Source organism: Marinobacter excellens LAMA 842, from assembly GCF_001574445.1.
GTDB classification, from domain to species: Bacteria; Pseudomonadota; Gammaproteobacteria; order Pseudomonadales; family Oleiphilaceae; genus Marinobacter; species Marinobacter shengliensis.
The window spans coordinates 119829-145231 of the sequence record NZ_LOCO01000008.1 but is presented as its reverse complement, the minus strand read 5'-3'; the positions used below and the strand labels follow the sequence as shown (position 1 = coordinate 145231).

Sequence of the window (25403 nt, the reverse complement as noted above, 5' to 3'; positions counted from 1 at the left end):
TCATGACGGAACTTATGTCGGAACTCACCATCGCTGAAATTCTTGGTCAGGTCTTTGGCCTGGTTGCGTTGGCGTTTTGCATCGTCGGTTTTGCCAACAAAAACGACGACCGGCTGATGGTGCTGCTCATCTCCGCCAACATTGCTTTTGCGTTGATGTTTGCGTTTTTCCAGAGCTGGACGGCGGCGGCCTTGACCGTGCTGGTAATCGTGCGTATTGCCCTGGCCCGCCGGTTCAAAGGCAGCTGGTCGATCATGGCCGGGCTGTTAGCGATCAATCTATTGGTGGCCTGGCTCACCTGGGCCACGGCGACAGATATCTTCCCGCTTATGGCCGCGGTGCTTGGCACCGTCGGTATGTTCCTGCTTAAGGGCATTGCCTTGCGAATTGTGCTTGGCCTTGCTGCGCTGTCCTGGATGCTCAACAACATTGTGATCGGCTCGGTGGGCGGCATTCTGGCAGAAGCCATGGTGTTGGTCACCAATGTGATTACCATTTACCGGCTGCACCGGGCGCGGTTGAAATATCCCGGTGTGGACCTGTAGGCCGCTGGCGGTCAAACAAGCACAAAAAAGCCCCGTTGCCGGGGCTTTGTCACATCTGAAGGGCCAGGATTACTTGTTCCGGTCCTCGTAGCGCTGGTGCTTGAAGAACACGCCGGAGTCACCGAACTGTGAGGCAATCATCGGTGAGGTCAGGGTTACTTCACCCACTTTAACTGCGCTGTTGCGACGCTCATTGGCGTAACGACGGTTCAGCGACGGGAAGATCGAGGTACGGATGCTCCGGTCGGTGGCGTACACGTCATACACCTTGGTGCCTTCTGGCAGGGTCATCAGGCTGTCCCGGAAGTCGTGCGCTTCTGTCGGGAAGTCCTGGGTCAACTGCGGATTGGGCACAAAGTACACCTGGGTTGGCACCTTCGGATTGCTGACCCTGTCGCCGTTCTGGCTTACTTTTGCCATCGCATCCGCCATCACCAGTGTGGGTTTGGTGGAGACTGTCGAGAACAGGATAGTGCTGCCCAGGGAGTCGTTCAGCTCTGGTGACACATAGTTGGACAGTTCGTTGGCAAAGAAGTTGTAGTTATCATCCTGGCCAGACAGGGTGTACAGCGCCGAGATGTTCTCTGACGGCTGACCGTCCACGAACAGCTTCAGTGCCAGTCCAGGGGCAAAGCCGCGGGCTTCCGGGTCACCGGTGATCGACAGGCGCATCAGGCCGTGGTCTGCGCCCTGAAACAGGCCGGTATAGCCGTGGTTGCCAGTGGCGTTGAATTCGACTCGTCCCATGACGGCTTGAGGATGAATGGGCTTCTCATAACCTGGGGGCGCCACATCGGAATCCCTGCGCACCTTGTCCCACAGGATGGAGCCAATCAGCCCGCCAATGTTCACATCCTGTTGTGCTGGCAGTTCTCCGTCTTTGTATTCGGTTCGAGTTGCGCCGTTCACCCACAGGTGCATCTGCTTCTGCTCTGCGGTCCAGCTCTCATACTCGGCAGGCATGTTCAGGCCCCAGGGCTTGAACGCGTTGTCCATACCGGCCAACGAGGTGCTCAGTGCCGGGTGGTGGCGCTTGAGCACATCCACCATGGTGTTGTTCTCGACCCAGTCGATACCTTCCTGGGTGTACACCTCGGCGGTGTAATCGGTGGTAAAGAAGCGGTCGGTCATGAGCCGGCGGGAAGCGTTCAGGATGAAGATCTGGAACGAGGTTTCACCGAAGCCGAAGCCGTCCGGACGGGTTTCTTCCGCCAGCGAGCCCACCAGGGTGTCGATCATCTCGATGTCGTTGTTATACAGGCGCTTGAGTTCAGACAGAATCTCCGGATCAGAGGTCAGATCTTCAAACCTGGTGATCGGCTTGAGGCCAATGGCCCGGCGGAATTCGTTGTAGCGGGGCACACCACGCTCACGGTCACGCACGATGTCGATGGTGGCCAGGTCAATATCACCCACAATGGGCAGCGACAGGTTACGCAGGAAGTCCGGGTAGTTTTTCAGAACCAGAGCGCCCGGATGGGTGATACCGAAGGAGTACCACAGGCGATCCGCACCAACGCTGTCCAGCACGTTCTCAGCATCGCCATCCCGGGTGTCTGGAATGGGGATGCGCTGGCTGATTACGTTACTGCCAAGGTCATAGACTTCGATGTCATCCCGCATCAGGGGGTGCATACGGTAAACTGACACGAATTCTTCGGTCAGGGTGTAGGGCACGTCGTAGTTGTTCGGTGCGCGGGAGCCTACCAGGCCGCCGAGGGCATGATCAATTACGCCGGGTTCCATGTTGGCCAGGTCGCTGTCGATGCCCAGCAGGCGGAACAGATTGGCAATACCCTGAACGTTGTTGCTCAGGTCATCCAGCGCTTTCTGGAAGAACTCGCGGTTTTCCCGGTCACCGCCAATGCCCCACCAGTTGGCGTACATGGCGCGCTCAAGAATGGGGTTGTCGAGGATGGCGGGGGTCCACTCCACGGTGTGAATCTTGGCCATCAAGGCGGCGTTGACCAGTCGTGCCCGATCGTACAACCACTGATCGCTGGCGTTCGGGTATTGTTGTTTCAGGCGCTCAGCGATGGCGTTGTGTTCAAGGGTAAACAGCCGGTGCAGCATGCTCAGGCCTACCCACCAGTTTTCGCTGAAGCCGGTAACCGGCTTGCCACTGAAGAATTCGGTCGGCAGCGAGCCATCCGCATTCACTTTCAGTTTGCCGTCGACAAAGGCGCGGATCTCGTCGTTGGTGGCTTTGTCGCTGCCGTAAATCTGGGAGCCGTCCCACCAGTGGGTGTTGATGTTCTGGTAGGTTTGTGGCGTGCCGGCGTCCGCAGCGGTGCGGCTGGCATCCGGCTGGGTGCGTTGCACGCTCATGGTGCCAGAGCCAAGCGGATCGCCCGAGGGCAGCGGGAACAGAATCGGATTGTCAGTGGCACGGGGGCCGTGGTCAAACCAGTCGTGCACCATGAACTGAATCCACGACGCCGCGATGAAGTTGACGATGGTGGCGGGTTGCATGTCGCCGTCACGGGCCATCAGCGAGTTACTGACATCCCGCGGGTTGGGTGTGAGCAGCGTGTCGTTCTCGGTTTCGGCGTAGGTCAGTGCAAGATCGACGTTGCGACCAAACCGGGTGTGGGCCGAGCCTTCGGCGGGGTTGGACAGAATGTTACAGGTGCCGTCTTCGGTACGGGCGGTGAGGCTGCGTTCGTCACAGGTGATCTCGGCGTTGTAACGGTCCCAGTCTTCGACATCAAACATGTTGTTGTTGAGCAGCTCGGTACGTTCAATACCCAGCGTTAGCAGTCCGGCAACTATGCCGAGGCTGCCGAATTTGGTCAGTGCGGGCCAGGTGACCCACGGAGTGATGGCCATGATCGCTCTCCTTGTTTCAGATTATTGTGGTTGTTGGAGCAGGCCTAGGTTTACTGACTCCGGGTGACATTACCCCCTACTCAGGTAGGGGGAGGGGGGAGTTAAAAGCAGAGCTTTGGAAAAATGTGAACAGATGGTCGTTTTTGCTGTCGTGTCAGGCGTCAGTGTTTGCGGGGTCGTGGCTGGCGGCGAGCAGGACCGCCTCAGTGCGGTTACGAACACCCAGTTTGCTGTAGATATTCTTCAGGTGCCATTTGATGGTCGATACCGTGGTGCCCGTTTGCTGGCTGATGGCGCTGTTGCTGAGCCCGCCCAGCAGGCATCGGTAGATGTCTTGTTCTCTGTGGGTCAGCAGGGTTAAGGGGTCTGGTCTGACTGCCGCAGCGGAGCGGGCCGATTCCGGGACCAGATTGCCATACAGCGCGAGGTAGTTGTCGGGCAAAACCAGGCCGTGGTCACTGGCTCCGGCCAGTAACTTGCCGAAGCCGGGCGCTTCATCAAACAGGTTTCGGGTCATGTTGTGTAGCCCGTAGTGCTGGATCAGTGCGTCCAGGGCCTCTTTACTGTTGCGGGAGCTGTCGTCCCGGCTTAACCATTCGTTGGCACTGACCACCAAGGCTCGACTGACAAGACCGGTATCGGCAAGTTCCCGGGCCAGCAAGCGCAGGATTCGGCCGGCCTGGGCTTTGCGTCCGGTAGCGCGCAGCCAGTACACGGTGGCAAGCCCCAGGCGCTCGCGGTATTCACTGTACGTGCCGGGCGTATCCCAGTCCCCCTTTTGGAGCATGGTGGGCAAGCCGGCGCGAACGGCGGCTTGTTCTACCCGTTCCCGGGCGCCGTTAAGCCAGCATTGGCGAATGCGCTCAGCGATCAGGTGGCTGATAAAACGTCGGTTTTTTTCCGGCTCGAGAATGTGTTCCAGTTTACCCAGGATGTAGGTCGCTTTGTCTCGGTCGCCCAGGGCGAACAGGCATCGCGCGTGGGTAAGGTAGACCGTGGCAATAACTTCGATGGCGGATGTTTTGTTGAGTTTTGGCAACAGCTCACGGCACAGCGTGTTGGCCTCGGCAAGCCGGTTCTGATCATACAGCGCGACCACCATGGCGGTGCTTCTTAGTATGCGGGCCGCGCCGTCTATGGGCATATTCAGATAGGCACCTTGAATATCCCTCATGGCCTGGCCCGGCCGGCCCAGGCTGCGATGGCACAGGGCGATGATCAGGCTGGCGTAATCCATCATGAAGTGATGGCCACTTTGCTTCAGCACTTCGAGGGCCTGGCTGGCATATTCCAGTGCCTGCTCGGGGCGGGCATGCTGCAGGTGGTGGTAAGCCGCCATGCACAGGCTCAGGGGGAAAATGTCGTACAGCCGGCTTTGTTGAACGAGATCCTGATAGTCCTGTCGACCAATGAAGCGATTGTCGTTCTGGAACAGCTCCAGATACAACTGAAGAAATCGCAGCAAGACACGGTGATGATCCGGGGACACATCCCTTGGCCCGGCATCGCGAAAGCGTTCCAACATGGTGCTGGCCTGATGAAAGCGCCGCGACAGAATCAACGTGCAAAGCAAAGGCACAGCCACGCCTGTTCGTAGTAACAGTGGGCTGTTTTGCAGCCGATATTCCCAGAACAGGATGCGTGAAAAGTGCCCTTCCCGTGACCAGATACCGAAGGCGGTTTCCAGAATGTCGCCAAGCAAGACGGCATCGTCGCTGCTCTGTGCATGTTTCAGAGCCTGATGATAGTCACCGCTGCTCAGGAACCAGTGGACGGCTCGGCGATGCAGTGCCGGTATCAGTGCGGGAGACTCCATGGCCAAACGCGTCTGCAGAAAATCCCGCAACAAAGGGTGGAACCGGTACCAGCCGGGGTCATGATCCATCGGCATCAGGAACAGTTCCTGCCGGGCCAGGTGTTCCAGTATCAACGAACTACCTGTGTGTTTCAGGACCTGGTCGCACAGAGAGCCGGTAATTCGGTCGAACAAGGCACTTTGCAGACACAGGCTGCGCAACGAGCTGGGCAGGGCTTGCAGAACCATGTCGCCAAAATAGGCCATGACTTCCGGCTGATTGCCGGAAAAGGAATCGAGGGCTTCAATGCCTTGCTCCCGGGCGGCCAGGAGTGCCAGGCGCAACCCGGTAATCCAGCCTTCGGTGATGCGCAACAGGTGATCCAGAGTGTTTGTTGCCACCGCCGCGTTGCCAAGGCTCTGGCAAAGTTGTTTTGCCTCGGTGCTGCTGAACTGCAGGTCTCGAGCGCTGAGTTCCAGCATGTCCTGATTCAGCTTGAGCTGGCTCAGCTTCAAAGCGGGCCTGGCCCGACTGGCGATGATAAGGTGCAGGCATGCCGGTGGGTGGTCGAGCAACCGGTTGAAGGTGTCGGTGATGACCGGTGTGTGGGACAGGTGCTGAAAATCATCCAGGATGAGAACAACCGGATGGTCAATTGGGGCCAGACTGTGCACGAGCGCCTCGGCAATGGTCGACGGAGTGCAGTGGCTGCCAGCGTCAAAAGGTGTAAAGGCCGAGCTGTCGAAGTCAGGTGCTTTCGCCCGAATGGTCTGTGCCAACCGGGCAAAAAAACGCGCTGGGTCACGGTCCAGATCCTGCAGCGTCATCAGAGCGGCAGGGCGGTCAGGCTCCGTTGCCAGCCACTGGCGTATCAGGGTCGATTTGCCAGACCCGGCGGGCGCAGTGAGCAGGGTCAGTCGCTTGAGCGAGCCCTGGTCCAGTGCCTGTACCAGTGCAGGGCGGTCCAGTAATGGCGTCGGACCTTGGGTGATCATAGGTTCACGATGCATGGAGTGTCTTGTTGTTATGTCCCGTGGCACGTTGCCGCAAAGGCTTGCTTGATGGGTCTGAGCATAGTCCGAAGTTCGGCGGCCAACCCTTGCTCAATTCACATTGTGAAAAATTACATTTTGGCCGCGCCTACGGCGAGGTGTCGATAATGGGGCCAATTGCACAGGCCGAGGCCCGGCGTAACGTACAGGCATCTGATAACAACGATAAGCCCGGGAGTAACAGTCATGAGCCACCAACATTATGACGTTCTGATCATCGGCGCCGGCGTTTCCGGCATTGGCATGGCCTGCCATCTGAAACGGGAATGCCCCGGCAAGCGCTTCGCTATTCTCGAGCGCAGGCAGTCGTTAGGGGGCACCTGGGATCTGTTCCGTTACCCCGGCATTCGCTCCGATTCCGACATGTTCACCTTTGGCTACAACTTCCGGCCCTGGACCGGCGGCAAGGTGCTGGCGGATGGTGCTTCTATCAAGCAGTACGTGGCCGACACCGCCCGGGAAAACGATGTGGAAAGGAACATCCGCTACGGTGTGGCGGTAAAGACTGCTGACTGGTCCAGTGAGGAAAAATGCTGGAATCTGACGGCGGTGAACGAAAAAACCGGCGAAGCGGAGACCTACACGGCCAGCTTCCTGGTGGGCTGCACCGGTTACTACAACTACGATCAGGGCTACAAGCCTGATTTCCCCGGCGAGCAGGACTTCAAGGGCCAGGTGGTGCACCCACAGCACTGGCCGGAGAACCTGGATTACACCGGCAAGAAGGTGGTGGTGATTGGCAGTGGGGCGACCGCCATTACCCTGGTGCCCACCATGGCGGAAAAAGCGGCCCATGTAACCATGCTGCAGCGCTCGCCCACCTACCTGATGCCTTTGCCGTCGACTGATAAGGTTACCCTGGCGCTGCAGAAGGTACTGCCGGAGAAAGCCGCCTATCGGCTGACCCGTGCCCGGAATATCTCGATTTCGCGCCTGCTCTACGAGCGTTCCCGCAAGAGCCCGAAGGCCATGCGCCGGCTGTTCCTGTCGGTGATCAAACGCCAGTTGAAGGGCAAAGCGGATATGCGCCATTTCACCCCGGACTACAACCCCTGGGATCAGCGCCTGTGTGTGGTTAAAGACGGCGACCTGTTTGATGCCATCAAGGCGGGTACCGCCTCGATCAAAACCGACCATATTGAACGTTTCACCGACACCGGCATTCGCCTCAAATCCGGTGAAGAGCTCGAAGCAGATATCATCATTCCGGCCACCGGCCTGGATATTCAGATGCTGGGTGGTATCCAGCCCACGGTGGATGGCCAGGGCGTAGTCTTGAAGGAAAAGGTGATCTACAAGAACGTGATGGTGGAAGGCATGCCCAACGCCGCCATGATCTTCGGGTACACCAACATCTCCTGGACCCTCAAGGCCGATATTGCCAGCGAATACCTGTGCCGGCTGATCAACCATATGGATCGCAAGGGTTATCAGGTGGTGGTGCCGCGAGACACGGAAAACAGCCTGGGTAACGACACCATTCTGGGTTCGCTGGACGCCGGTTACATCAAGCGTGCCGAAGATCGCCTGCCGCGCCAGGGCACTCACGGGCCCTGGAAGGCGTCTCAGAATTATCTGAAGGATGTGAAAATCCTGCGCTTTGAGCCCATTGAAGACGGGTATCTGGAGTTTGATGGCCGGCGCAGCCAGCAGGCCAGCCCGGAGAAGTCGGGCTTCCTGAAGCCGCTGCGCTCGGCGTTGTTCGGGGCCTGAGCGGACAGCCATTGGCGCAGGGTATCCCCATAATTGCGGATAGCGCTGTGTAGATAGGTTCCTTAACATGGCAGGTCACCATGCTACTCGACTGACCTGCCGGGAACCTTGCTGTGTCCACACTCCGATCCGTACTGGCCTATGTGGCCCTGATTGCTGCAGTACTGGCGACCCTGCCGGGCATGGCATTTCTGGGCGCGGTGGCCGTAAGCATGGCGGTCAGTCTTGGCTGGCGGGATATGCGCCGGGTACCCCGAGGGGTCTTCGCCGTGGCGGTGCTGGCGATGGCCTTTGCGTTTGGCCGTGACCCCGGATTGGTGGAAGGGGCGGCCGGGAACATGACCCGTTTGGCCGGGCTGATTCTGTCGGTCATGTTGTTGTCTTCGGTATTGGCCGGTTCCCGGGATCTTCAACGAATCTCCAGCAGTCTGTTCAGTGGCAAGCCGGGTACCCGGTATGCGAGCCTGGCGTTCGGCACGGCGCTGGTGTCGGTACCACTCAACTTCGGCTCCGTGGCGGTGGTTGGCAGCCTGATCTCCGAGCGAATACGCCGTTCCGGCGATTCGGCGGCCACCCGCAACAGCACCCGGGCGGTGCTCCGAGGCTTTGGTGTATCACCAATCTGGTCTCCGTTATCCATCTCCGTAGCGCTGACATTGACGCTTCTGCCCACCCTTGGCGGTGCTCAGCTCATTGGTCTTTCACTGCCGTTCGCCATGCTGGTGCTTCTGGCGGGTTTTCTCTGGCGCGAGCCGGAGCCGCAGCTTGAAACGGGCGCAGCCGCAGACACCGCCGGGGCTGCAGCCTGGTTGCGGTTTGGCGGGATTATCCTGGGCATCTGTATCGGGGTATTCCTGTTCAGCCATGTTTATGAATTCAGTTACGCTCGTTCGGTTACCCTGAGCTGCCTGGCGGCGGTCATCATCGGCTGGGGGCTGTCCTTCGCTGGCGGCCACACGCCCCGCCCACCCACGATGGCCAATGTCAGTAATGAACTGGCCATTGTCGGTGGTTCCGCTTTTATTGGTTCGGTGATCAGTGCGGTGGTGCTTGGGCAGGTGAACGGCAATATGGGCTTGCCGGGCTGGGCGTGGCCGGTACTGGCGGCACTGGTGCCCTGGAGTTTCTTTATGGCCGGACTGGCCGGTGCCAACCCGATCCTAACCGGTACCTTGATTGGCGGTATCCTGGGGCCAGCGTGGCCACCTGGCGCCGTGCTGGGGTTGGGCTTTGCCATGGTCACCGGCTGGGGTATCACGGCGTTCGGCACCCCGTTTGCGGCCAATGCCCTGATCATGGAGCGGCTGACAGGTTATCGCGCCCGGGATGCGTCCTTGAGGTGGAGCCTGGCGTTGTCGTTAATCGCGTTGTCCGCCGCCAGTGCTATTGCCGCTGGCCTGACGGTCTGGCTGGCCTGATCCGTTTTCGCAATCCGTGGCTTTATTCTGCGTATCCGACCGCTTCGTCATATGCCACCAGGAATTGCGGATCGAAACGCTCCAGCGATCGAGCCAGGCTGGCGCGGGACAATTCACCCATGTGGCTGTCTACCAGGTTGCCTTCAGCGTTGTAGAACAGGGTGGTGGGCAGGCCGTGGCTGCCGGTCACCCGACCGAACTGGCCCTGGCGATCGCTCAGTACATGGTGCAGGTCCAGGTTCTGTTCAGACAGGAAGCGATGGATGGTTTCCGGGTGCTCGCCTTGATTGGCAAAAACGAAATTGATGCCCGGATAGCGCTTCTGGGCCTCTTCCAGCACCGGCATTTCCCGGATGCAGGGCGGGCACCAGGTGGCCCACAGGTTAACGACGGTAGGCTGGCCATTGGCGATCGCGCTCAAATCGACCGGTTGCTCGTTGAGGTCGGTCAGCGCGACTTCGGGCAGACCTTTCAGTTGCTGGTTGATCAGCTGAATGGCACCGCCGGTCAGGCCCCAGGTCAGCAGGCCGGCGACCATGGCAGTGCCCAGTGCCCGGCGGCTGCTGGCCCGGCGCCACATCAGGAAGCCGGCAAACACCAGGGCAGCGACCAGGCCTGTGACCATATCAAAGCCACCGTCCCGGATATCAATCATGCCCAGCCAGTCGCCCTGGTAGTGCTCGTAATAGCGAATCACGAACCCGATGCGGGCACTGAGCATGGCGACCACGAAAATATCCGCCAATGTGCCGGCAATGGGTGTTCCATGTTTGCGGCCGGTGATGCCCCCGACGATCAGAGCAACTATGAAAGCCAGGACCAGAAGCAGATGCCCGACAGAAAAACTGACAGGGCCAACGCCAACACTGAGCATGGTATCTCCGGGTTATGAAAGGATGTTTGGAACAGGTATGGCATCTAGTGACCGGCAGGGCGGGTCAGAGTTCCATTTATTCGACTGGAAATGAAAGCCTGCTAATCAAAACCACCTATAGCTATTTCTCCAGCCCTCTGTTACCGTGCCTGCATCCTGCCTCTAGGGATTCCGCAGTTTCTGGCCCAAAGCCGCTTTGCGAACCATCCATACGACCTGTCAGAGGACGTCACCCCGAATTCGGCGCGTGACCGTAGTCGTCTTTTATTCCATGAATGTTCATGGCATCTGCCCGCATTCGCCGCATCCGGTGTTCGTGGAGGCAGAATCAATCAAGAGTATATTTTATATGAGTTTTTCTTCCCTCGGTTTGTCCGAGCAGCTGGTCCGTGCCACTTCCGATCAGGGTTATGACACCCCTTCTCCCATTCAGCTGCAGGCGATTCCTGCCGTGTTGTCTGGTAGAGACGTGATGGCTGCGGCCCAGACGGGTACCGGCAAAACTGCCGGCTTTACCCTGCCTCTTTTGCAGCGCCTGGCTGATAACCCGCGCAATGGCAAAGGCCCCCGTGCGTTGATTCTGACGCCCACCCGGGAGCTGGCAGCACAGGTGCACGACAGTGTGAACCTTTACAGCAGATACGTTCCAACCAAGGCCGCTGTGGTTTTTGGTGGTGTGAAGATCAATCCGCAGATGATGAAGCTGCGCAAAGGCGTTGATGTACTGGTGGCGACACCGGGCCGCCTGATGGATCTTTATCAGCAGAACGCCGTGCGCTTCAACGAAGTGGAAATCCTGGTGCTGGACGAAGCCGACCGCATGCTCGACATGGGCTTTATCCGCGACATCCGCAAGATTCTTGCCCTGTTGCCGGCCAAGCGCCAGAACCTGTTGTTCTCCGCCACCTTCTCCAACGAGATTCGTGGTCTGGCTGAGGGCTTGCTGGATAACCCGGTGCAGGTAGAAGTGGCTGCCCGTAACACCTCGGCTGAAAGCATTGTTCAGTCGGTTTATCCGGTCGACCAGAGCCAGAAGACCGCCCTGCTGAGCAAGCTGGTGCGTGACAATGGCTGGGAGCAGGTACTGGTATTCACCCGTACCAAGCACGGCGCCAACCGCCTGACCCAGAAGCTGGAAAAAGACGGCATTACCGCCGCTGCCATCCACGGCAACAAGTCACAGGGTGCCCGCACCCGTGCGCTGGCGGATTTCAAGGCCGGCGAAGTGCGTGTGCTGGTTGCTACCGATATCGCCGCCCGTGGCCTGGATATCAAGCAGCTGCCCCAGGTGGTGAACTTCGAACTGCCGAATGTGCCGGAAGACTACGTGCACCGCATCGGTCGTACTGGCCGCGCCGGCGAAAGTGGCCATGCGTTGTCTCTGGTGAGCGCCGATGAAGGCAAGATGCTGGCAGGCATTGAGCGGTTGATCAAAAAGCAGCTGCCGCGCAAGGAAATCGAAGGCTTTGAACCGAAGAACAACCTGCCGCTGAAGCCCAAAGCAAAGGCCGACCCGAGCAAGGCTCGTAATCGTCGCCCTCAGGGTGGCGCTGGCAAGAGCTTTGGCCCGAAACCGGCCGGTCGCAGCGGCGGTCGTGGCCGTGGTGGTCAGGGCGAGGGCCAAGGCCGTGGCCAGGGGCAGGGCAGAACGGGTCGCCCGGCTCAGCGCCAGAGCGCCTGATTACCCCGGTTCTCCAGACATAAAAAAGCGGGGCTGCAAAACAGCCCCGCACAGGAGAACGCACCATTTGGCAACCCACAGACCAGGGGTTGCCAGGGGTACGTGGGATCAGAACTTGTAGGTGAAACCGACCATGTAGACCATGGGGTCGATTTCTACTTCGAACTTGGCGGTCTGTGCGGCGAAGTCACCGTTCGCATCGTAAACCTTCACACGGGCATCGGTATTGATGTCTGCCCACCAGATTGCCGCGTTAAGACCAAAATTCTCACTCAGCATGTAGTCCATACCCACTTCCACGGCCACGCCAACACTGTCGTCCAGGTCCAGTGATGTGCGGGCTCCGGGGATGCCGTATTCTGCAGCAACCACGCTATCCAGAGTTCCGGTGGTCTTCTCTTCAAAGAAAGTGGTGTAGTTGACGCCCACGCCCACGAACGGCTGGAAGGCTGAAGAGCTTGCCATCGGGAAGTACTGCAGTGTCAGAGTTGGCGGCAGGTGCTTGGTTTCGCCCAGCTTGATGTCACTCGGAATATCGCCGCCACCGTTGATGTTGTGCTTGAATGGGGTTGCACCCAGCAGGCCGACACCGAGGTTGTTGGTGAACATATAGGTGGCACGCAGGCCCAGCTGTGTATTGGAATCGACGGTGACTTTTGAATCCGCACCGGAAAGCAGCGGCGCGCCACCCACAGTGATAGAGTCACTGGAATCATCCGGCGCCACATGCACAACACCCGCACGCAGAATGAAATCACCCGCTTCGAAAGCCTGAACGGCCGGTGCAGTTGCCATCACAGCCGCTGCCAGAACACCCAATTTGAAACCACGAGACATAGCCATCTCCTTATCCATTAAAAGTCGATGGGCTCAATGTAATGGAGCGGGGCCGGGGAAACTTGATTTAGCGCAAGAAATGGCGGGCAGCGGATTTGGTTTGGTGTGGCTCTTGATTCAGCTCAAAAAAACCGAGGTGTTTCCGGAGAATGCGGTTTGCCCTTATGGTCAGGCCGTTTTGCTATCGCTTTCAGCATTGTCGGGAACAAACACATCACGGATTGACAGTGGTTGGCCTTCGGCATTTCGCACGGTAACCGGTTGCACCGGCTTACCGGTATCGCGATCGCGCAGGTCCAGCGGCTGCCCGTCAGGCGCCGGGTTCCATTTGTCGCCCCACTGGCGCAGGGCCACCACCACCGGGAACAGATCCCGGCCTTTATCGGTCAGGCGGTACTCAAAGCGGGAGCCGTGCTCGCCCACGTCTACTTTGCGAAGCACTTCGTTATCAACCAGGCGTGCCAGGCGGTCGCACAGAATGTTCTTGGCAATGCCCAACTGCTGCTGAAAATCCACAAACCGACGGGTACCGTACATGGCGTGCAGCACAATCAGCAGGGACCACCAGTCCCCCACTTCATTCAGGGCGCGGGCGACGGAGCAATTGGAGTCATCAAAACGTTTTCTGGCCATGTAAGGGAGTGTACCGAATAGGGTTGCATTTTGAAACCGAATTTAATAGGGTTGCTTAACGAAACCAAATTAATGAGGTTGCACATCACATGAGTATGAATCTTGGTCCTATGTTTGAGCCGTTTGAACTTCACAACCTCAAGCTGCGTAACCGCGTAGCCATGGCTCCGATGACCCGTAACTTCTCGCCCAAGGGCGTACCCGGCCAGAACGTGGTGGACTACTACCGCCGCCGCGCCGAAGCCGGTGTTGGCCTGATCATCACCGAGGGCACCATCGTGAACCACGCGGCCGCCAACGGTTACCCGAACGTACCAGCCTTCTATGGCGACGAAGCCCTGGCCGGTTGGAAGAAAGTGGTTGATGCCGTGCACGAAGCCGGCGGCGCCATTTTCCCGCAGCTTTGGCACGTGGGTGCCGTGCGTAAAGAAGGCACCGAGCCGGACCCGTCCGTCCCCGGTTACAGCCCGTCTGGCCTGTTCGCCCCGGGCAAGCCCAACGGCAAGGCCATGACCAAGGAAGACATCGATGACGTGATCAAAGCCTTCGGCGACGCCGCCCAAGACGCCAAAGCATTGGGTTTTGATGGTGTGGAAATCCACGGCGCCCACGGCTACCTGCTGGACCAGTTTCTGTGGGAAGGCACCAACCAGCGTGATGACGAATACGGCGGCAGCCTGGAAAACCGTCTGCGCTTTGTGGTGGAAATCGTCGAAGAAGTACGCCACCGCGTGGGCCCGGATTACCCGATCATGCTGCGTTTCTCACAGTGGAAGCAGCAGGCGTATGAAGCAAAACTGGTGAACAGTCCGGAAGAGCTCGAACGCTTCCTGAAGCCGCTGGTTGAGGCCGGCGTCGACATTTTCCACGCCTCCACCCGCCGCTTCTGGGAGCCGGAATTCGAAGGCTCGAACCTGAACCTGGCCGGCTGGACCCAGAAACTTTCCGGCAAGCCGACCATGTCTGTTGGCAGCGTGGGCCTGACCGAAGACTTCATCAGCGGTACCTTCGCCAGCAAGCAAGAAGCCGTGGAGCAGTCCGGCATCGACGAGTTGGTAGAGCGAATGAACAATGGCGAGTTCGACTTGATTGCGGTCGGCCGGGCGCTGCTGCAAGACCCGGAGTGGCTGGTGAAAGTGAAAGAAGGCCGGCTGAACGAAGTGGAAGCCTTCGCCAAGAAATCCCTGGCCAAGCTTTACTGATCGAAACATCCCTTCGATCCTGCTTGCCGCGGCGCCTGTTCAGGCCCCGCGGCTTTTTTGTGGGTGAAAGTTATCCGGTTGTTAATCGCACCGTTTTACAGAACCGCTATGCTGTGTTCAGTAATGACTCAATCATCGAAAAGGAGTTGTATATGGCAGTGGCTCGACATCTGAAACTGGCTGGCATGGCCTTGTTGTTGGCGACCCTGGTGGGCTGCGCGACGGTAGGCCGAGACTTTGCGACCCATAACGTGGACCAGATCCGCATTGGTGAAACTACCCGGGCGGACATTCAGGATATGTTCGGCGAGCCCTGGCGCACCGGGGTGGAAGACGGCAAGCGCACCTGGACTTACGGCAAGTATCGCTGGTCTGCCTTTGGGGATGCGGAAACGACGGACCTGGTGGTGCGGTTTAATAGCGATGGCACGGTGTCATCCTACGTGTTCAACACCACCGAGTAACCCGACTGAAGGGCCTGGAGAACAGGCCCTTCATCTTTATCAGCGTTGATACAGCGCCCGGACAACATAGCCCGGCAGCGCCGCGAGTAGCGGGCTTCCGGTTCTGGTAACACCCTGCCAGCGCTGATTGCCGTTGCCGTGGCAGCCGTACATCAACACGGTCTGGTTGTGCCAGGCGTAATCGATGCATTGCCCTGAGCCAAGGTTCTGCAAGGTGGTGTCTTCCCGATACCGCCATTGCTGGTTCTCCCGGGATGGATCGCACAGCGCCAGGCCGAGCCTCCCACTGGTGGGCGCCAGGCAGAGCCATGGCTTCTCAACCGGGTGCAGGCTACCGCGGGCCGACATCAGCCAACGGGCGGCGTCCGGGTGCTCATCTGCATCGTTAAACACTGGCAGATAACCGTTTTCATCAGGGATGAGGCCAATCTGCTGGTTGCCGTTGCGGAGCACGGTTCCTTCAAGCTCCATATCCTCTGCCGTCCTTATGTAGCCCTTTTGAATCAGGAAATCGGTCAATTTGCCTCGTATTTCCGTCTGGCTGGCATTGCTGTGTTCCAGCCTGGTGATCAGAGCCCGCGCTGAGGATACGTGCTTCTGGTGCTGTTGAAGCACTTGAAGCACCTGTTTGGCTTGATTACTCAGGGCGTTGATGAGTTCAGCGCTGTCATAGCTGGCAAGTAGCACCTGAGTGTTGGCATCGACAAGCGGGAAGGCGTCGTCTGCCAGATTGCCGAGCGTCTCGTTAAGCGTGGCGATTTCCCGCGCTGCCAGTTGTTTGAAACCGCGTTCCTGGCCCACGATCGCAGCCGGGGGCAGCTCAGGAATCTGGCCATCAAAGCTGGTGCGGGCAAGCTCAGCCACTGAGCCATTGCGGCGGCAGTTCAGTGTGGCTTCCGTTGGTCGGAAGTCGGCTTCCAGGTTCACATGGAACTGGTTGATGGTGGCGTTGGTATGCCGGCCCGCTGCCACGGCGATCTGTTTCTGCTGGTTTGCCCCGTTGCGGACGGTAAGCCAGCAGCTGTCGCCCGTTGGCGCGGGCTTTGGTAACTCGAACACGTTGCCGTAGTTTCCGTGGAACACCGGGTAGATCACCGCATTGCTGCCATCTGGATCATACCCACCTAATAACGTGGCTACTGGCACACCCACCTGCACGGGCACCCGGGGCTGTATTCCATCTGTAAACATATGGGGTTCATACTGGCCGGTTTCCGTGTTCCACATTTTATAACCGGTGGCGTAGCTGGTATCCGGAATCGGGAACTGCGCCAGATCGTTCTGGATGATTCTGGCGGTATAGCCGGTGTAATGGGTGTAGTGGGAGAAACGATTTCCACCGCCACCGCCAGACATGGAGTCGTAACGGTAGGGAATCCGTCCCAGGAAGTGGGAGCCGTCAGGCAGCTTATCCTCTGACCAGCTGTTGTGGGACAGGTTGTCGCGCATCCGGTTCCGGTGGGCAATAAAGCCCCAGCCGCTATCAGCATGATGCCGCTGCCATCGGCCGTCTTCGGTCAGGTTGGCGCCCGGATAATGGCCCAGGCCGTAGGCATGGCCCCACTCATGGCTTGCCTCATTACCCCAGCTGTCATAGAGCGTGCCAATGCCGTTACCACCGCTGAGGCCATGTCCCTGACGGCCATTCTGATAGTTGCCCCAGGCATGGTGATTGGTAATTTGCTTGAACACGTGGCCATAGCGCTGGCTCATGTTGCTGCTGGTTACGCCGTAATTGGCCTGATTGATGCCAACACTGACTTGTGATTTCGCCACGTTCTCACGCATATCACCGCTGTAGACGCCGCCCTCGCTGTCGCTGACAGAATCGTAGATCTTGCCGTTGGCGATGATCACGCGGTCAAGTTCCATATCGGCGTAACTGGCCATGATCATCTTGGAAACCGGCAGGGTCTGGAAGTAATCGGTGGCCGCCATTACCGGATCGCGCAGGGTGAAATGGCCGTTATTGTGATCAACATGGGTAAGCATGCCCAGCCGAATCGACTGAAATACGATCTGACTAGCTTCGCCGATATCGATATCCGCAGCGACAAGGGTACCGGAACGCTCATCGGGTGCACCCTTGTTGACGATAAAAGTTACGGACAAGCCGTTGCGGACCAGGTTCCACGGCACCGTGGTGCTCCAGGCCCGTGTTGAATACTCGATTCGATGCCTGCCTTCGTGGTCCGAGGCCGGCAGATCATTTGGATGAACAAGGGCCAACTCTCCTATGGGGTCTCCATTTTGGTGAAGTTGGGCATGCACCGTTACCGGTGTTTCTGACGCCTCCGGTGTAAACATCAGCAAGGCCTCGCGCAAGGCCACCAGCCGAGGCTTGTAGTGGCTGCGAGTTTCGTCACCGGCGTCCCGGTCATAATTACCATTGGGTTTGACGGTGTGAGACTGGGCGAACATGACTTCACCGGCCAGGTTTCCGTTGCTCAGATCGTTACGCAGAGGGCGCGGATTGCCATCGTAATCAGTTGCCCGGAAATCCACTGCCTGCCGAGGCTGGAATTCGGCTGTGTGGGCGACAGTCAACGCGGCATCAAACGGCCGGCTTTGGCCATCGGTTATGACCACCAGTTGGAATGGATGGTAAGCAGTAACATCGTCGGTACCCGGCGTGCCTGTGATAATACCGCTGTCGCGATCCACTGACGCCCAGTCCGGCAGGCCTTTGGCTGAGAACTGGATAGCGGAGGTATTGCCTGAAAGAGCCGGTTGAAACTGGAAAGGCAAGCCTGCGACAGCCATTTGCGGTACGTTGGTGATCGTTGGCAGATTGACGCCGGACTCATTAGAATCGGATCCACCGCATCCTGAAAGCAGTAAAGCGGCTGCGCAAAGCGCTGAGAATTTCCGAATCATAAGTAATATCTTCCGTGTTACGAACTATGGTGACGGAAGATAGATTCAGCCCATTCTGACAAAAAGCGATACTATGTTACTTATTGTACGATGTGCTTTGGTGCACGAAGGTGGGGTTGCCCAGGTCTCAAACCTCTTTAATTATCGAGACTTGGCGAAGTTGATAATGTCTTCTTCCGATTGGGACTCAACCAGCGCACCCCGGAACTGCCTGTTGATAAAACGTTCTGTTTCCCGCTGAATCTGCCCTCGTTGCTCCGGCTTTTCGATGTAGTCCATGGCCCGGAATAGGATGTAGCGAATGGTCATGTGGGAAATCTCATGCACCACATCGGCCCCCACGCCCGGCACCAACCCCCGCTCCAGAATATCCTCCGCCATCTCTCGGGCACTGGCATCCAACTGCGCCTCCAGCGCTCTGCGCAACACCGGCGAGGGCCCGTGCAGCTCGCGGACGGCGACGGTGGTGGCGGCCGGGTTAGCGAGGAAGTAGTGATACACAAAGGTGACCGTGTCGTGTGACGCCTGCTCGGATGAATCCGCCATCTGCCGCAGTTGTCGCACGCCGGTTTTCATGTCCTCTGCGATATACCCCAGAACCTGCAACCCGAACTCGTCCAGGCTTTTGAAGTGCCGGTAAAACGTATTCGGATTCAACCCCGCCTCACGGGCCAGCTCCCGCAGCCCCAACGACGTCAGGCTCCGTGTTTCGGTAATCAACCGCAATGCGGCCTGCACCAGTTTCAGTTTTCCGCCGGCCAGTGTGTTCATCTAAGCCTCGTGTTTTTGGAGTCAGGCTGGTTCGGTGTCCGCTTCCGTTTCTGGAGTTAGTCCACTCTGGTGGAGCTTTCGAAAACCGCTGTAAATACGTCCCTGTACGCTTGCTTTCCGCCATCCATGGCTCCAAGCATTTTCGAAAGCTCCACCAGAGCGGACTCTCGAACATTGGCGTATGGATTCCTTCCCAAAAGTTCAATTTGGGAGACGGCTATCACAATAGTTTAACGGTTGGTTTGGGGGTGGGCTTCCAAAACTGTGCGGAGCCATGGATGGCGGAGCCCAAGCGTCACACGGACGTGCCGAAGGAGCGTGTTTTGGAAGCCCACCCCCAAACCAACCAACCCCCGGAGCCAGAGGCTAGTTGGACGAGACTCCCAACCCCGAGGCCACACAGGCCAACAATCTGTCACCAAGGGCCAAACACCCGAACCAGAGTATACAAGTGTCTACCCCTGGCGGTATACATGTGTCTACCGGTCAATGATGACCACCCAGACAACAACAGGCAAGGCCAAACAGGCCACACAGGAGTGCAGCAATGACACAAACCGCACAGATCGCCATCATCGGCACCGGCTTCTCCGGCCTCGGCATGGCCATCAAACTCAAAGAAGCCGGCTTCAACAACTTCGTCATCCTCGAACAGAGCGACGACATCGGCGGCACCTGGCACGAAAACCACTACCCCGGTTGCGCATGTGACGTGCAATCTGCGCTGTACTCCTTCTCATTCGAACAGAACCCCAACTGGACACGCATGTTCGCGCCCCAGCCGGAAATCAAAGCCTACCTGCGACACTGCGCGGAGAAGTACGGCCTGATTGAACACATCCAGCTCAACACCCACGTGACCGGTGCCCGTTGGAATGAAAGAACCGGCGCCTGGACCATCGAAACCTGCGACAGTCCCAAACTTTGGGCCTACATGGAAGCCAACAACCTGAAGCCCGGAGATGTCCTGGATCGCAGCGACAAAACCCTGCCCAGGTTCCGCAAGCTGCACGCCGAGGTTCTGGTATCCGGCATGGGCGGCCTGAGCACGCCCGCCTACCCGGATATCAAGGGCATGGACACCTTCACCGGTACCAGCTTCCACTCCCAGAACTGGGACCACGATTACGACTTCCGCGGTAAGCGAGTGGCGGTGATCGGCACCGGTGCCTCGGCCATCCAGTTTGTGCCGGAGATCGCCAAGGATGCGGCCCACCTGGACCTCTACCAGCGCACACCGCCGTGGATCATGCCCAAGCCGGACCGGGAAATCCGTCCGCTGGAGCGAATGATGTTCAAAAAGGTTCCGCAAACCCTGAATGCGTTTCGCCAGAGTATCTACTGGATGCTGGAAGCCCGGGTGCTGGGCTTTGTTGGCAACCCGCGCATCCTGAAAATCGGTGAGCTGCAGGCGCGTCGTCATATTCGCAGTCAGATCAAGGACAAGGAACTGCGTAAAAAAGTGACGCCGGATTTCCACTTTGGCTGCAAGCGGGTGCTGATCTCCAACAACTACTATCCGGCGCTGGATCAAGATCATGTGGACGTACTGACCGATGGCATCCGTGAGGTGAAAGGCAATACCATCGTGGATACAAACGGCACCGAGCGCCAGGTGGACTGCATCGTATACGGCACCGGCTTCAAGGCCCAGGAACCGATTCCCCGGGGCATGATCTACGGCCGCGGCGGCCAGGACCTGCTCGATGCCTGGCGCGAAGGCGCGGAAGCCTACAAGGGCACCACCGTGGCCGGCTTCCCCAACTTCTTCATGCTGATGGGCCCGAACACCGGCCTTGGGCACAGCTCCATGGTGTACATGATCGAATCCCAGGTGCAGTACGTGCTGGATGCCCTGAAGAAAATGCAGCACCGGGGCTGGAAGACGGTGGAAGTGAAGGAAGATGCCTTCAGCCAATACAACGCCTCAATTCATGCCAAACTCGGCGACTCCGTGTGGCAGACCGGCTGCAAGAGCTGGTACGTGAACGAGAACGGCAAGAACACCACCCTGTGGCCGGGCTTCACCTGGCAGTTCCGGCAGCAGACCAAGCGTTTTGATGCCGAGCAGTATGTGTGTGAAGCTACGGAGGTGATGGAGCAGGGTGGCGAGCCGGCGTTGGTTGGCTAGGGTCGGAGAAACGGCAGAGTCCGAGCCTGGGTGGGCCGGGCTCTGCGGCTTTTTCTGGTTTGATCTTGGATAGGCGCCAGCTTTCCGGTACATTTGTCCACACTACAGGCATGGATTGTGCCGATTAATACTTTGTGGAAACACGGACGTGACCAGAATAGCAGACCCGCACTCGCTTGCGCTTCACGAAGCGTTGATGATCGAGGGTGGCTGGGACCAATACTCCGATAGGGAATTGGCCAGCTATCTTTCGAGCTCCAGTTTTACCCCTGCCCGATTACGAGACCAGCTTGCCAGTGGCGAGTTGGTGTTGCTCAGAGAGATCCCTGCGGCTCCCGTTTTCAGGTTGGTATCCGGGCGCATTGTTCCCACGGAAAGCACCTCTGCAGCCATTGCAGAGAATGCCGTCACGGCCTTCGAAAAACGCTTCGGTGACCGGCAAGCGTTTCCTTCCAGAGGCACCGCCTACGCTCATTCCGATAGCCTGCCACCACCGCCCAAGCTCGACTACACGCCGGAACCCCCGGTGATTGAGCCACCCCCCGAGCCTCTACCCCCGCCGGTGGTGATCTCGGAAAACTTTGGGCTTCCGCCCCTGGGGCCCAAAGTCTTCGCGAAATCCTGCACCCGGCCCTCCGGGGATACCGACAGTAATGAGGGCGAGGAAAAGGCCAGCAATTTCGGCACCCTTGCGATGCTTGCCCCCGCCACGGTCACCAGCCCCGGTGCAAACGGCTTGCGGCCGCTGGGCTTGATCTCAGGTTCGGCAATGAGACTGGCAAAAGGCTGGGCTATGGCGGCGCGTATTGGTGCCGGAGTACTCAGCACCGCCGGCAGTGCAGTGCTGTTGGCACTCTGGCCATCCAAATTGGGCGACAGCACCCTGTACACCGAGGAAGAACTGCTTGAGATGGCTGAGGCGGCCATTCGGGTGCGTTTTCATCTGCACGTGGATGCCACCGGAAACCTCCGGGTGGCCGGCTATCACGTCAACGACAGCACCGGATACAAAGACCGGGTTCCGGTTGCTCACGCAGAGCTCAAGGGCGAGAATTTTGAAGTGGTGGTTGATGACGACTTCACCCTCGTCTGGTACCCGGATGACAGCGGCCACCGCCCGGTAGTGAGCACCGAATACCCGGCGGATTCCGGTATTGATCCCTACAGCATTCTGGTGACACCCATCCAGGAGGATGGCCAGGAACACTCGCCACCCGGCTACCAGCGGCCGTTTGAGGATCAGGTTGAGCTGATCGTAAGTTTTCCGAAGGATAGTGGGATTGAGCCGTTGTATCTGGTTTTTCAGAAGCGGGCTGATAGTGCCGGAGATAGTGGCTTAGTCAAATATGTTCAGCAATCACCAATTGATTTTGAGCATGTACTGAAGGCTGACTACACGAGTAGAGGAAAACCGACCGGCGGCCATACGTTGCTTTATGGCGATGTCAGGATAGTTCCTGGCACCGAAACGATGCCTGATGTTGCGGGTGTATACATGGCTACTGTTGAAGTCCAAGATCCGGCGAATCCAGGGCAGTGGATAACCAAGACGAGTAACAACTCTAGCAACACGATGTTCCCTAAGGATTGGGACGAAACCCGTATTAAAAGTGAAGTTGATGCAGCTTGGAATGATCCAAATAAAATTGTTCAGGGTGACAGGTGGATTTCTGTAACTCCCTCCGGTGTTAGAGTTGAGGGTTGGATTTCACCAAGAACGACAGTTTATCCAGTGTACCAGGCCCCAAGAACACTTAGAGGTGAGAAATGAAATTAAAATTGTACTATTCCGATGGCGGAAAACATCCTGTTCTAGGGCAAATCTATCATCAGCGCCAAGAGTTTTCTGGTGAACTTGAAGTGGCCCGGTATCAGCGATATCTAGCCAATACCTTAACCAGCATTGCTCAGAATATTGAGGACTGTGACAGGATACTATCCAAAATAAAAATGTTTGAAGAAGGAAAAATAAAAACTCTAGAGGTGGAAGGTAACGACGTTGACGTTTTTATCTCAAATAGTTTTGTTCAGATTAACATAAATGTTAATGATGATTGGGTTGACCAAGAAGAAGGTAGATTCTCTCTTGAGGAATTCAAGGCAGTTCTGAGTGCATGGAGAAAGTTTCTCAATCTCCCCGAGTCATTAAGTTCAGAAATCACTGCAGAGTTATAATTCATAGCAGTTGTCCGGTGAAAATTACTTCTATTGTAAAATAGGGTCAAAGCAAAGCCATCGCTTGGAACGATAAGAAAAATTTTCTCAAACGAGTGCGGAACAGAACATTTGCAGGGAACGCATGAACACGGAACACGATACCGATTACCAGTACCGCGAGCGGGTGGTAGTGCCCCGCCCGGACAAAGAGCTTCGCTTTCGGAACGGACGAATCCCCGGATATTTTTCGATATTTCTCGGCGGCTTGAGCCTGGCGGCGGTGCTCGCCTACCTGTTCCCCTCCTACCTGACGACCACCGATCTTCGTGCTGCGTATGATGCCGAGGCGCTTCAGGATGTCTTGAAGTACGGCATGTGGTTCTCCCTGTTTTTTGGCATCACCACCTTTGTGCTTGATCGGCGCAAACGGCTTGGCGCTGCGGGCATTGCCATGACGCTGATCGCGTTTGCCCTGGGGGGGTACAATGTTCCTGTTGGGCCGGTGGAGCCGAAACCGCTGTCGCTCGGTGTAGACTGGCTGATTCTGGCCTTTCTGGGTTCCACTATTGTCTTCACCAGCCTGGAGAAGCTCTTTCCGAAGTATCGGGAGCAGGTCATCTTGCGGGATGAATGGGGGCTGGATTTCTTTTACTTCTGCCTGAATCACCTGCTGATCTCAGCGGTTCTGCTGTTTGGCAACTTCCTGGTAACGCACTTTGAATGGGTGGCCAGCGACAGCCTGCAGGCGGCGATCCAGAGCACGCCGTTATGGCTGCAGGTCGTACTGCTGATTCTGGTTGCCGATTTCGTTCTGTATTGGGAGCACCGGGTATTCCATGAAGTCCGGCGGCTGTGGCCGTTTCATGCGGTCCATCATTCGGTGGAAACCATGGACTGGCTGGCAGGCTCCCGTGCCCATGTGGTTCAGATCTTCATTGAACGTGGATTGGTTATGCTGGCTCTGTATCTGCTTGGTGCCAGCAAGGAAGCACTGGATATCTACGTGACGTTCGCCGCGCTGCAGGCCATCATTATCCACAGCAATCTTAACGTGCCCTGGGGGCCGATTAAGTACCTGTTGGTAACGCCGCAGTTTCACCACTGGCACCACAGTTCGGAGAAGCCGGCCATCGATACCAATTACTCGGCACACACGGTGCTCTTTGACCGGCTGTTTGGCACGTACCATTTCCCGAAGGCGCACTGGCCGGCGGAGTATGGTACCACCCAGAAACTGCCGGGTTCCTACCTGGGGCAGCTGTTCTATCCGTTCCGCAGGCGCTGACCGGCAGTTGCCGTCAGGGTGATGCAATGGGATGATGCGCGGGTTGTGTGCTGCCCGCGCATTTACCCATCATTTGAAACCGGCAGGATGTCATGGCCAACCGAACCTCCACCCGTTTGAACAAATACATCAGCGAGAGCGGCATGTGTTCGCGCCGGGATGCTGACCGGTACATCGAGCAGGGCAACGTGCACATCAACGGTCGGCGGGCCCAGGTGGGAGACCAGGTGTTGCCGGGCGATGTGGTGAAAGTGAACGGCCAGGTGGTTGAGCCCCGGGACGAGGAAGATCTGGTCTTTATCGCCCTGAACAAACCGGTGGGCATTGTCAGCACCACCGACAGCGCGGAGAAAGACAATATCCAGCGCTTTGTCGGCCACAGCGAGCGCATTTTCCCCATTGGCCGCCTCGATAAGGATTCCCAGGGGCTGATTTTCCTCACCAGCAATGGTGATCTGGTGAACAAGATCCTGCGGGCCGGCAATAACCACGAGAAAGAATACCTGGTGACCGTCGACAAGCCGGTGACCCGGGAGTTTGTGGAAGGCATGAGCAACGGCGTGCCGATTCTGGGAACGATGACCAAGCGCTGCAAGGTGGAGAAAGTCTCCCGGTTTGTCTTCCGGATCATATTGGTGCAGGGCCTGAACCGCCAGATCCGCCGGATGGCGGAATACTTTGGCTATGAGGTGACGAAGCTGGAGCGGGTGCGGATTATGAACGTCAGCCTGCAAGGTTTGCCGGTGGGCGCCTGGCGGGATCTGACGGAGAAGGAACTGGCGGTGCTGTTTGATGCCATCCGGGATTCGTCCTCGGAAGCGACGCAGCCGGCGGCCAGCAAGCCCCGCAAGAAACCCGCCGGGGCCAAAGGTGCCCGCCCCGGTGCCGGTGGTAAACCGGCCAGGGCCGGCGCAAAGCCGTCAGGTAAACCTTCCCCCGGCCGAGGTGGAAAGGGAGCCGGTAAAGGCACCGGCAAACCGCCTGCAGGCAAGCCTGGCCGTGGCCCGAAGGCCGGTGGGCGCACGACCGGCCCGAAAGGCAAACCCGGCAAGCCGCGCAAGCCCTCCATCAAGAAGCGTTGATCCGCTCCGCCGGCTAATAGGTTCTCTTCCTTACGGCAGAATCTGCCCACAGGCGC

Annotated in this window: 18 protein-coding genes; 11 read left to right on the top strand and 7 right to left on the bottom strand. The window is 57.9% G+C overall.

What is annotated here, in order from left to right:
- Window positions 1-2: 2 nt before the first annotated feature.
- Window positions 3-545 carry a YgjV family protein gene (locus tag J122_RS09520; RefSeq protein ID WP_061332032.1) on the top strand — a complete coding sequence of 181 codons (543 nt, stop codon included), beginning with the start codon at window positions 3-5 and terminating at the stop codon, window positions 543-545.
- Window positions 546-614: 69 nt separating this feature from the next.
- Here the strand turns inward: J122_RS09520 and J122_RS09515 are convergent, their stop codons facing one another.
- Entirely contained in the window at window positions 615-3374 is a 2760-nt protein-coding gene (locus J122_RS09515; protein ID WP_061332030.1) for a peroxidase family protein, read from the bottom strand.
- Window positions 3375-3528: 154 nt separating this feature from the next.
- On the bottom strand, window positions 3529-6180 hold the full coding sequence (locus J122_RS09510) for a LuxR C-terminal-related transcriptional regulator (protein WP_061332028.1): 2652 nt from the start codon (window positions 6178-6180) through the stop codon (window positions 3529-3531).
- A gap of 228 nt (window positions 6181-6408) precedes the next feature.
- On the opposite strand from J122_RS09510, the gene J122_RS09505 reads away from it, so the two are divergent.
- Window positions 6409-7935 carry a flavin-containing monooxygenase gene (locus J122_RS09505; protein WP_061332026.1) on the top strand — a complete coding sequence of 509 codons (1527 nt, stop codon included), beginning with the start codon at window positions 6409-6411 and terminating at the stop codon, window positions 7933-7935.
- A gap of 113 nt (window positions 7936-8048) precedes the next feature.
- Complete coding sequence (locus J122_RS09500) at window positions 8049-9353, top strand: hypothetical protein (RefSeq protein WP_061332024.1); 1305 nt, start codon at window positions 8049-8051, stop codon at window positions 9351-9353.
- Between the two features lie 22 nt (window positions 9354-9375).
- Here J122_RS09500 and J122_RS09495 read toward each other — a convergent pair whose 3' ends face one another.
- The gene (locus tag J122_RS09495; RefSeq protein WP_061332022.1) at window positions 9376-10227 is read right to left on the bottom strand and encodes a TlpA disulfide reductase family protein; all 852 of its coding nucleotides are present in this window, start codon (window positions 10225-10227) and stop codon (window positions 9376-9378) included.
- Between the two features lie 349 nt (window positions 10228-10576).
- On the opposite strand from J122_RS09495, the gene J122_RS09490 reads away from it, so the two are divergent.
- On the top strand, window positions 10577-11908 hold the full coding sequence (locus J122_RS09490) for a DEAD/DEAH box helicase (RefSeq protein WP_061332020.1): 1332 nt from the start codon (window positions 10577-10579) through the stop codon (window positions 11906-11908).
- A 108-nt stretch (window positions 11909-12016) separates the two neighbouring features.
- Here J122_RS09490 and J122_RS09485 read toward each other — a convergent pair whose 3' ends face one another.
- Together J122_RS09485 and J122_RS09480 are read right to left on the bottom strand one after the other, a co-directional pair.
- Window positions 12017-12745: an OmpW/AlkL family protein gene (locus J122_RS09485; RefSeq protein ID WP_061332018.1), complete on the bottom strand. Its 729-nt coding sequence runs from the start codon at window positions 12743-12745 to the stop codon at window positions 12017-12019.
- A gap of 168 nt (window positions 12746-12913) precedes the next feature.
- Entirely contained in the window at window positions 12914-13378 is a 465-nt protein-coding gene (locus tag J122_RS09480; RefSeq protein WP_061332016.1) for a winged helix-turn-helix transcriptional regulator, read from the bottom strand.
- Window positions 13379-13467: 89 nt separating this feature from the next.
- On the opposite strand from J122_RS09480, the gene J122_RS09475 reads away from it, so the two are divergent.
- Window positions 13468-14580 carry an NADH:flavin oxidoreductase gene (locus tag J122_RS09475; RefSeq protein WP_061332014.1) on the top strand — a complete coding sequence of 371 codons (1113 nt, stop codon included), beginning with the start codon at window positions 13468-13470 and terminating at the stop codon, window positions 14578-14580.
- Between the two features lie 152 nt (window positions 14581-14732).
- Window positions 14733-15044 carry an outer membrane protein assembly factor BamE gene (gene bamE / locus J122_RS09470; RefSeq protein ID WP_052009733.1) on the top strand — a complete coding sequence of 104 codons (312 nt, stop codon included), beginning with the start codon at window positions 14733-14735 and terminating at the stop codon, window positions 15042-15044.
- A 39-nt stretch (window positions 15045-15083) separates the two neighbouring features.
- Here the strand turns inward: bamE and J122_RS09465 are convergent, their stop codons facing one another.
- Window positions 15084-17921, bottom strand: a complete 2838-nt coding sequence (locus J122_RS09465) for a M66 family metalloprotease (RefSeq protein ID WP_082780547.1) — start codon at window positions 17919-17921, stop codon at window positions 15084-15086.
- Window positions 17922-18062: 141 nt separating this feature from the next.
- Window positions 18063-18692: a TetR family transcriptional regulator gene (locus J122_RS09460; protein WP_061332010.1), complete on the bottom strand. Its 630-nt coding sequence runs from the start codon at window positions 18690-18692 to the stop codon at window positions 18063-18065.
- A 547-nt stretch (window positions 18693-19239) separates the two neighbouring features.
- Here J122_RS09460 and J122_RS09455 point away from each other — a divergent pair.
- The 5 genes from J122_RS09455 to rluF all read left to right on the top strand — a co-directional run bounded on the left by J122_RS09455 (window position 19240) and on the right by rluF (window position 25347).
- Window positions 19240-20823, top strand: a complete 1584-nt coding sequence (locus J122_RS09455) for a flavin-containing monooxygenase (protein WP_061332009.1) — start codon at window positions 19240-19242, stop codon at window positions 20821-20823.
- Between the two features lie 307 nt (window positions 20824-21130).
- Window positions 21131-22594: an S-type pyocin domain-containing protein gene (locus J122_RS09450; protein WP_227510160.1), complete on the top strand. Its 1464-nt coding sequence runs from the start codon at window positions 21131-21133 to the stop codon at window positions 22592-22594.
- Complete coding sequence (locus J122_RS09445; protein ID WP_061332007.1) at window positions 22591-22998, top strand: hypothetical protein; 408 nt, start codon at window positions 22591-22593, stop codon at window positions 22996-22998. Before J122_RS09450 ends, J122_RS09445 begins: the two co-directional genes overlap by 4 nt.
- A 124-nt stretch (window positions 22999-23122) precedes the next feature.
- Entirely contained in the window at window positions 23123-24265 is a 1143-nt protein-coding gene (locus J122_RS09440) for a sterol desaturase family protein (protein WP_061332006.1), read from the top strand.
- Between the two features lie 92 nt (window positions 24266-24357).
- Window positions 24358-25347 (top strand): 23S rRNA pseudouridine(2604) synthase RluF, encoded by a 990-nt coding sequence (gene rluF, locus J122_RS09435; protein WP_061332005.1) that lies wholly within the window; start codon window positions 24358-24360, stop codon window positions 25345-25347.
- Window positions 25348-25403 lie beyond the last annotated feature (56 nt).

Coding starts and splice junctions, on each gene's coding strand:
- J122_RS09520 (WP_061332032.1), top strand. CDS start 3: ATGACGGAACTTATGTCGGAACTCACCATCGCTGAAATTCTTGGTCAG.
- J122_RS09515 (WP_061332030.1), bottom strand. CDS start 3,374: ATGGCCATCACTCCGTGGGTCACCTGGCCCGCACTGACCAAATTCGGC.
- J122_RS09510 (WP_061332028.1), bottom strand. CDS start 6,180: ATGCATCGTGAACCTATGATCACCCAAGGTCCGACGCCATTACTGGAC.
- J122_RS09505 (WP_061332026.1), top strand. CDS start 6,409: ATGAGCCACCAACATTATGACGTTCTGATCATCGGCGCCGGCGTTTCC.
- J122_RS09495 (WP_061332022.1), bottom strand. CDS start 10,227: ATGCTCAGTGTTGGCGTTGGCCCTGTCAGTTTTTCTGTCGGGCATCTG.
- J122_RS09490 (WP_061332020.1), top strand. CDS start 10,577: ATGAGTTTTTCTTCCCTCGGTTTGTCCGAGCAGCTGGTCCGTGCCACT.
- J122_RS09485 (WP_061332018.1), bottom strand. CDS start 12,745: ATGTCTCGTGGTTTCAAATTGGGTGTTCTGGCAGCGGCTGTGATGGCA.
- J122_RS09480 (WP_061332016.1), bottom strand. CDS start 13,378: ATGGCCAGAAAACGTTTTGATGACTCCAATTGCTCCGTCGCCCGCGCC.
- J122_RS09475 (WP_061332014.1), top strand. CDS start 13,468: ATGAGTATGAATCTTGGTCCTATGTTTGAGCCGTTTGAACTTCACAAC.
- bamE (WP_052009733.1), top strand. CDS start 14,733: ATGGCAGTGGCTCGACATCTGAAACTGGCTGGCATGGCCTTGTTGTTG.
- J122_RS09465 (WP_082780547.1), bottom strand. CDS start 17,921: ATGATTCGGAAATTCTCAGCGCTTTGCGCAGCCGCTTTACTGCTTTCA.
- J122_RS09460 (WP_061332010.1), bottom strand. CDS start 18,692: ATGAACACACTGGCCGGCGGAAAACTGAAACTGGTGCAGGCCGCATTG.
- J122_RS09455 (WP_061332009.1), top strand. CDS start 19,240: ATGACACAAACCGCACAGATCGCCATCATCGGCACCGGCTTCTCCGGC.
- J122_RS09445 (WP_061332007.1), top strand. CDS start 22,591: ATGAAATTAAAATTGTACTATTCCGATGGCGGAAAACATCCTGTTCTA.
- J122_RS09440 (WP_061332006.1), top strand. CDS start 23,123: ATGAACACGGAACACGATACCGATTACCAGTACCGCGAGCGGGTGGTA.
- rluF (WP_061332005.1), top strand. CDS start 24,358: ATGGCCAACCGAACCTCCACCCGTTTGAACAAATACATCAGCGAGAGC.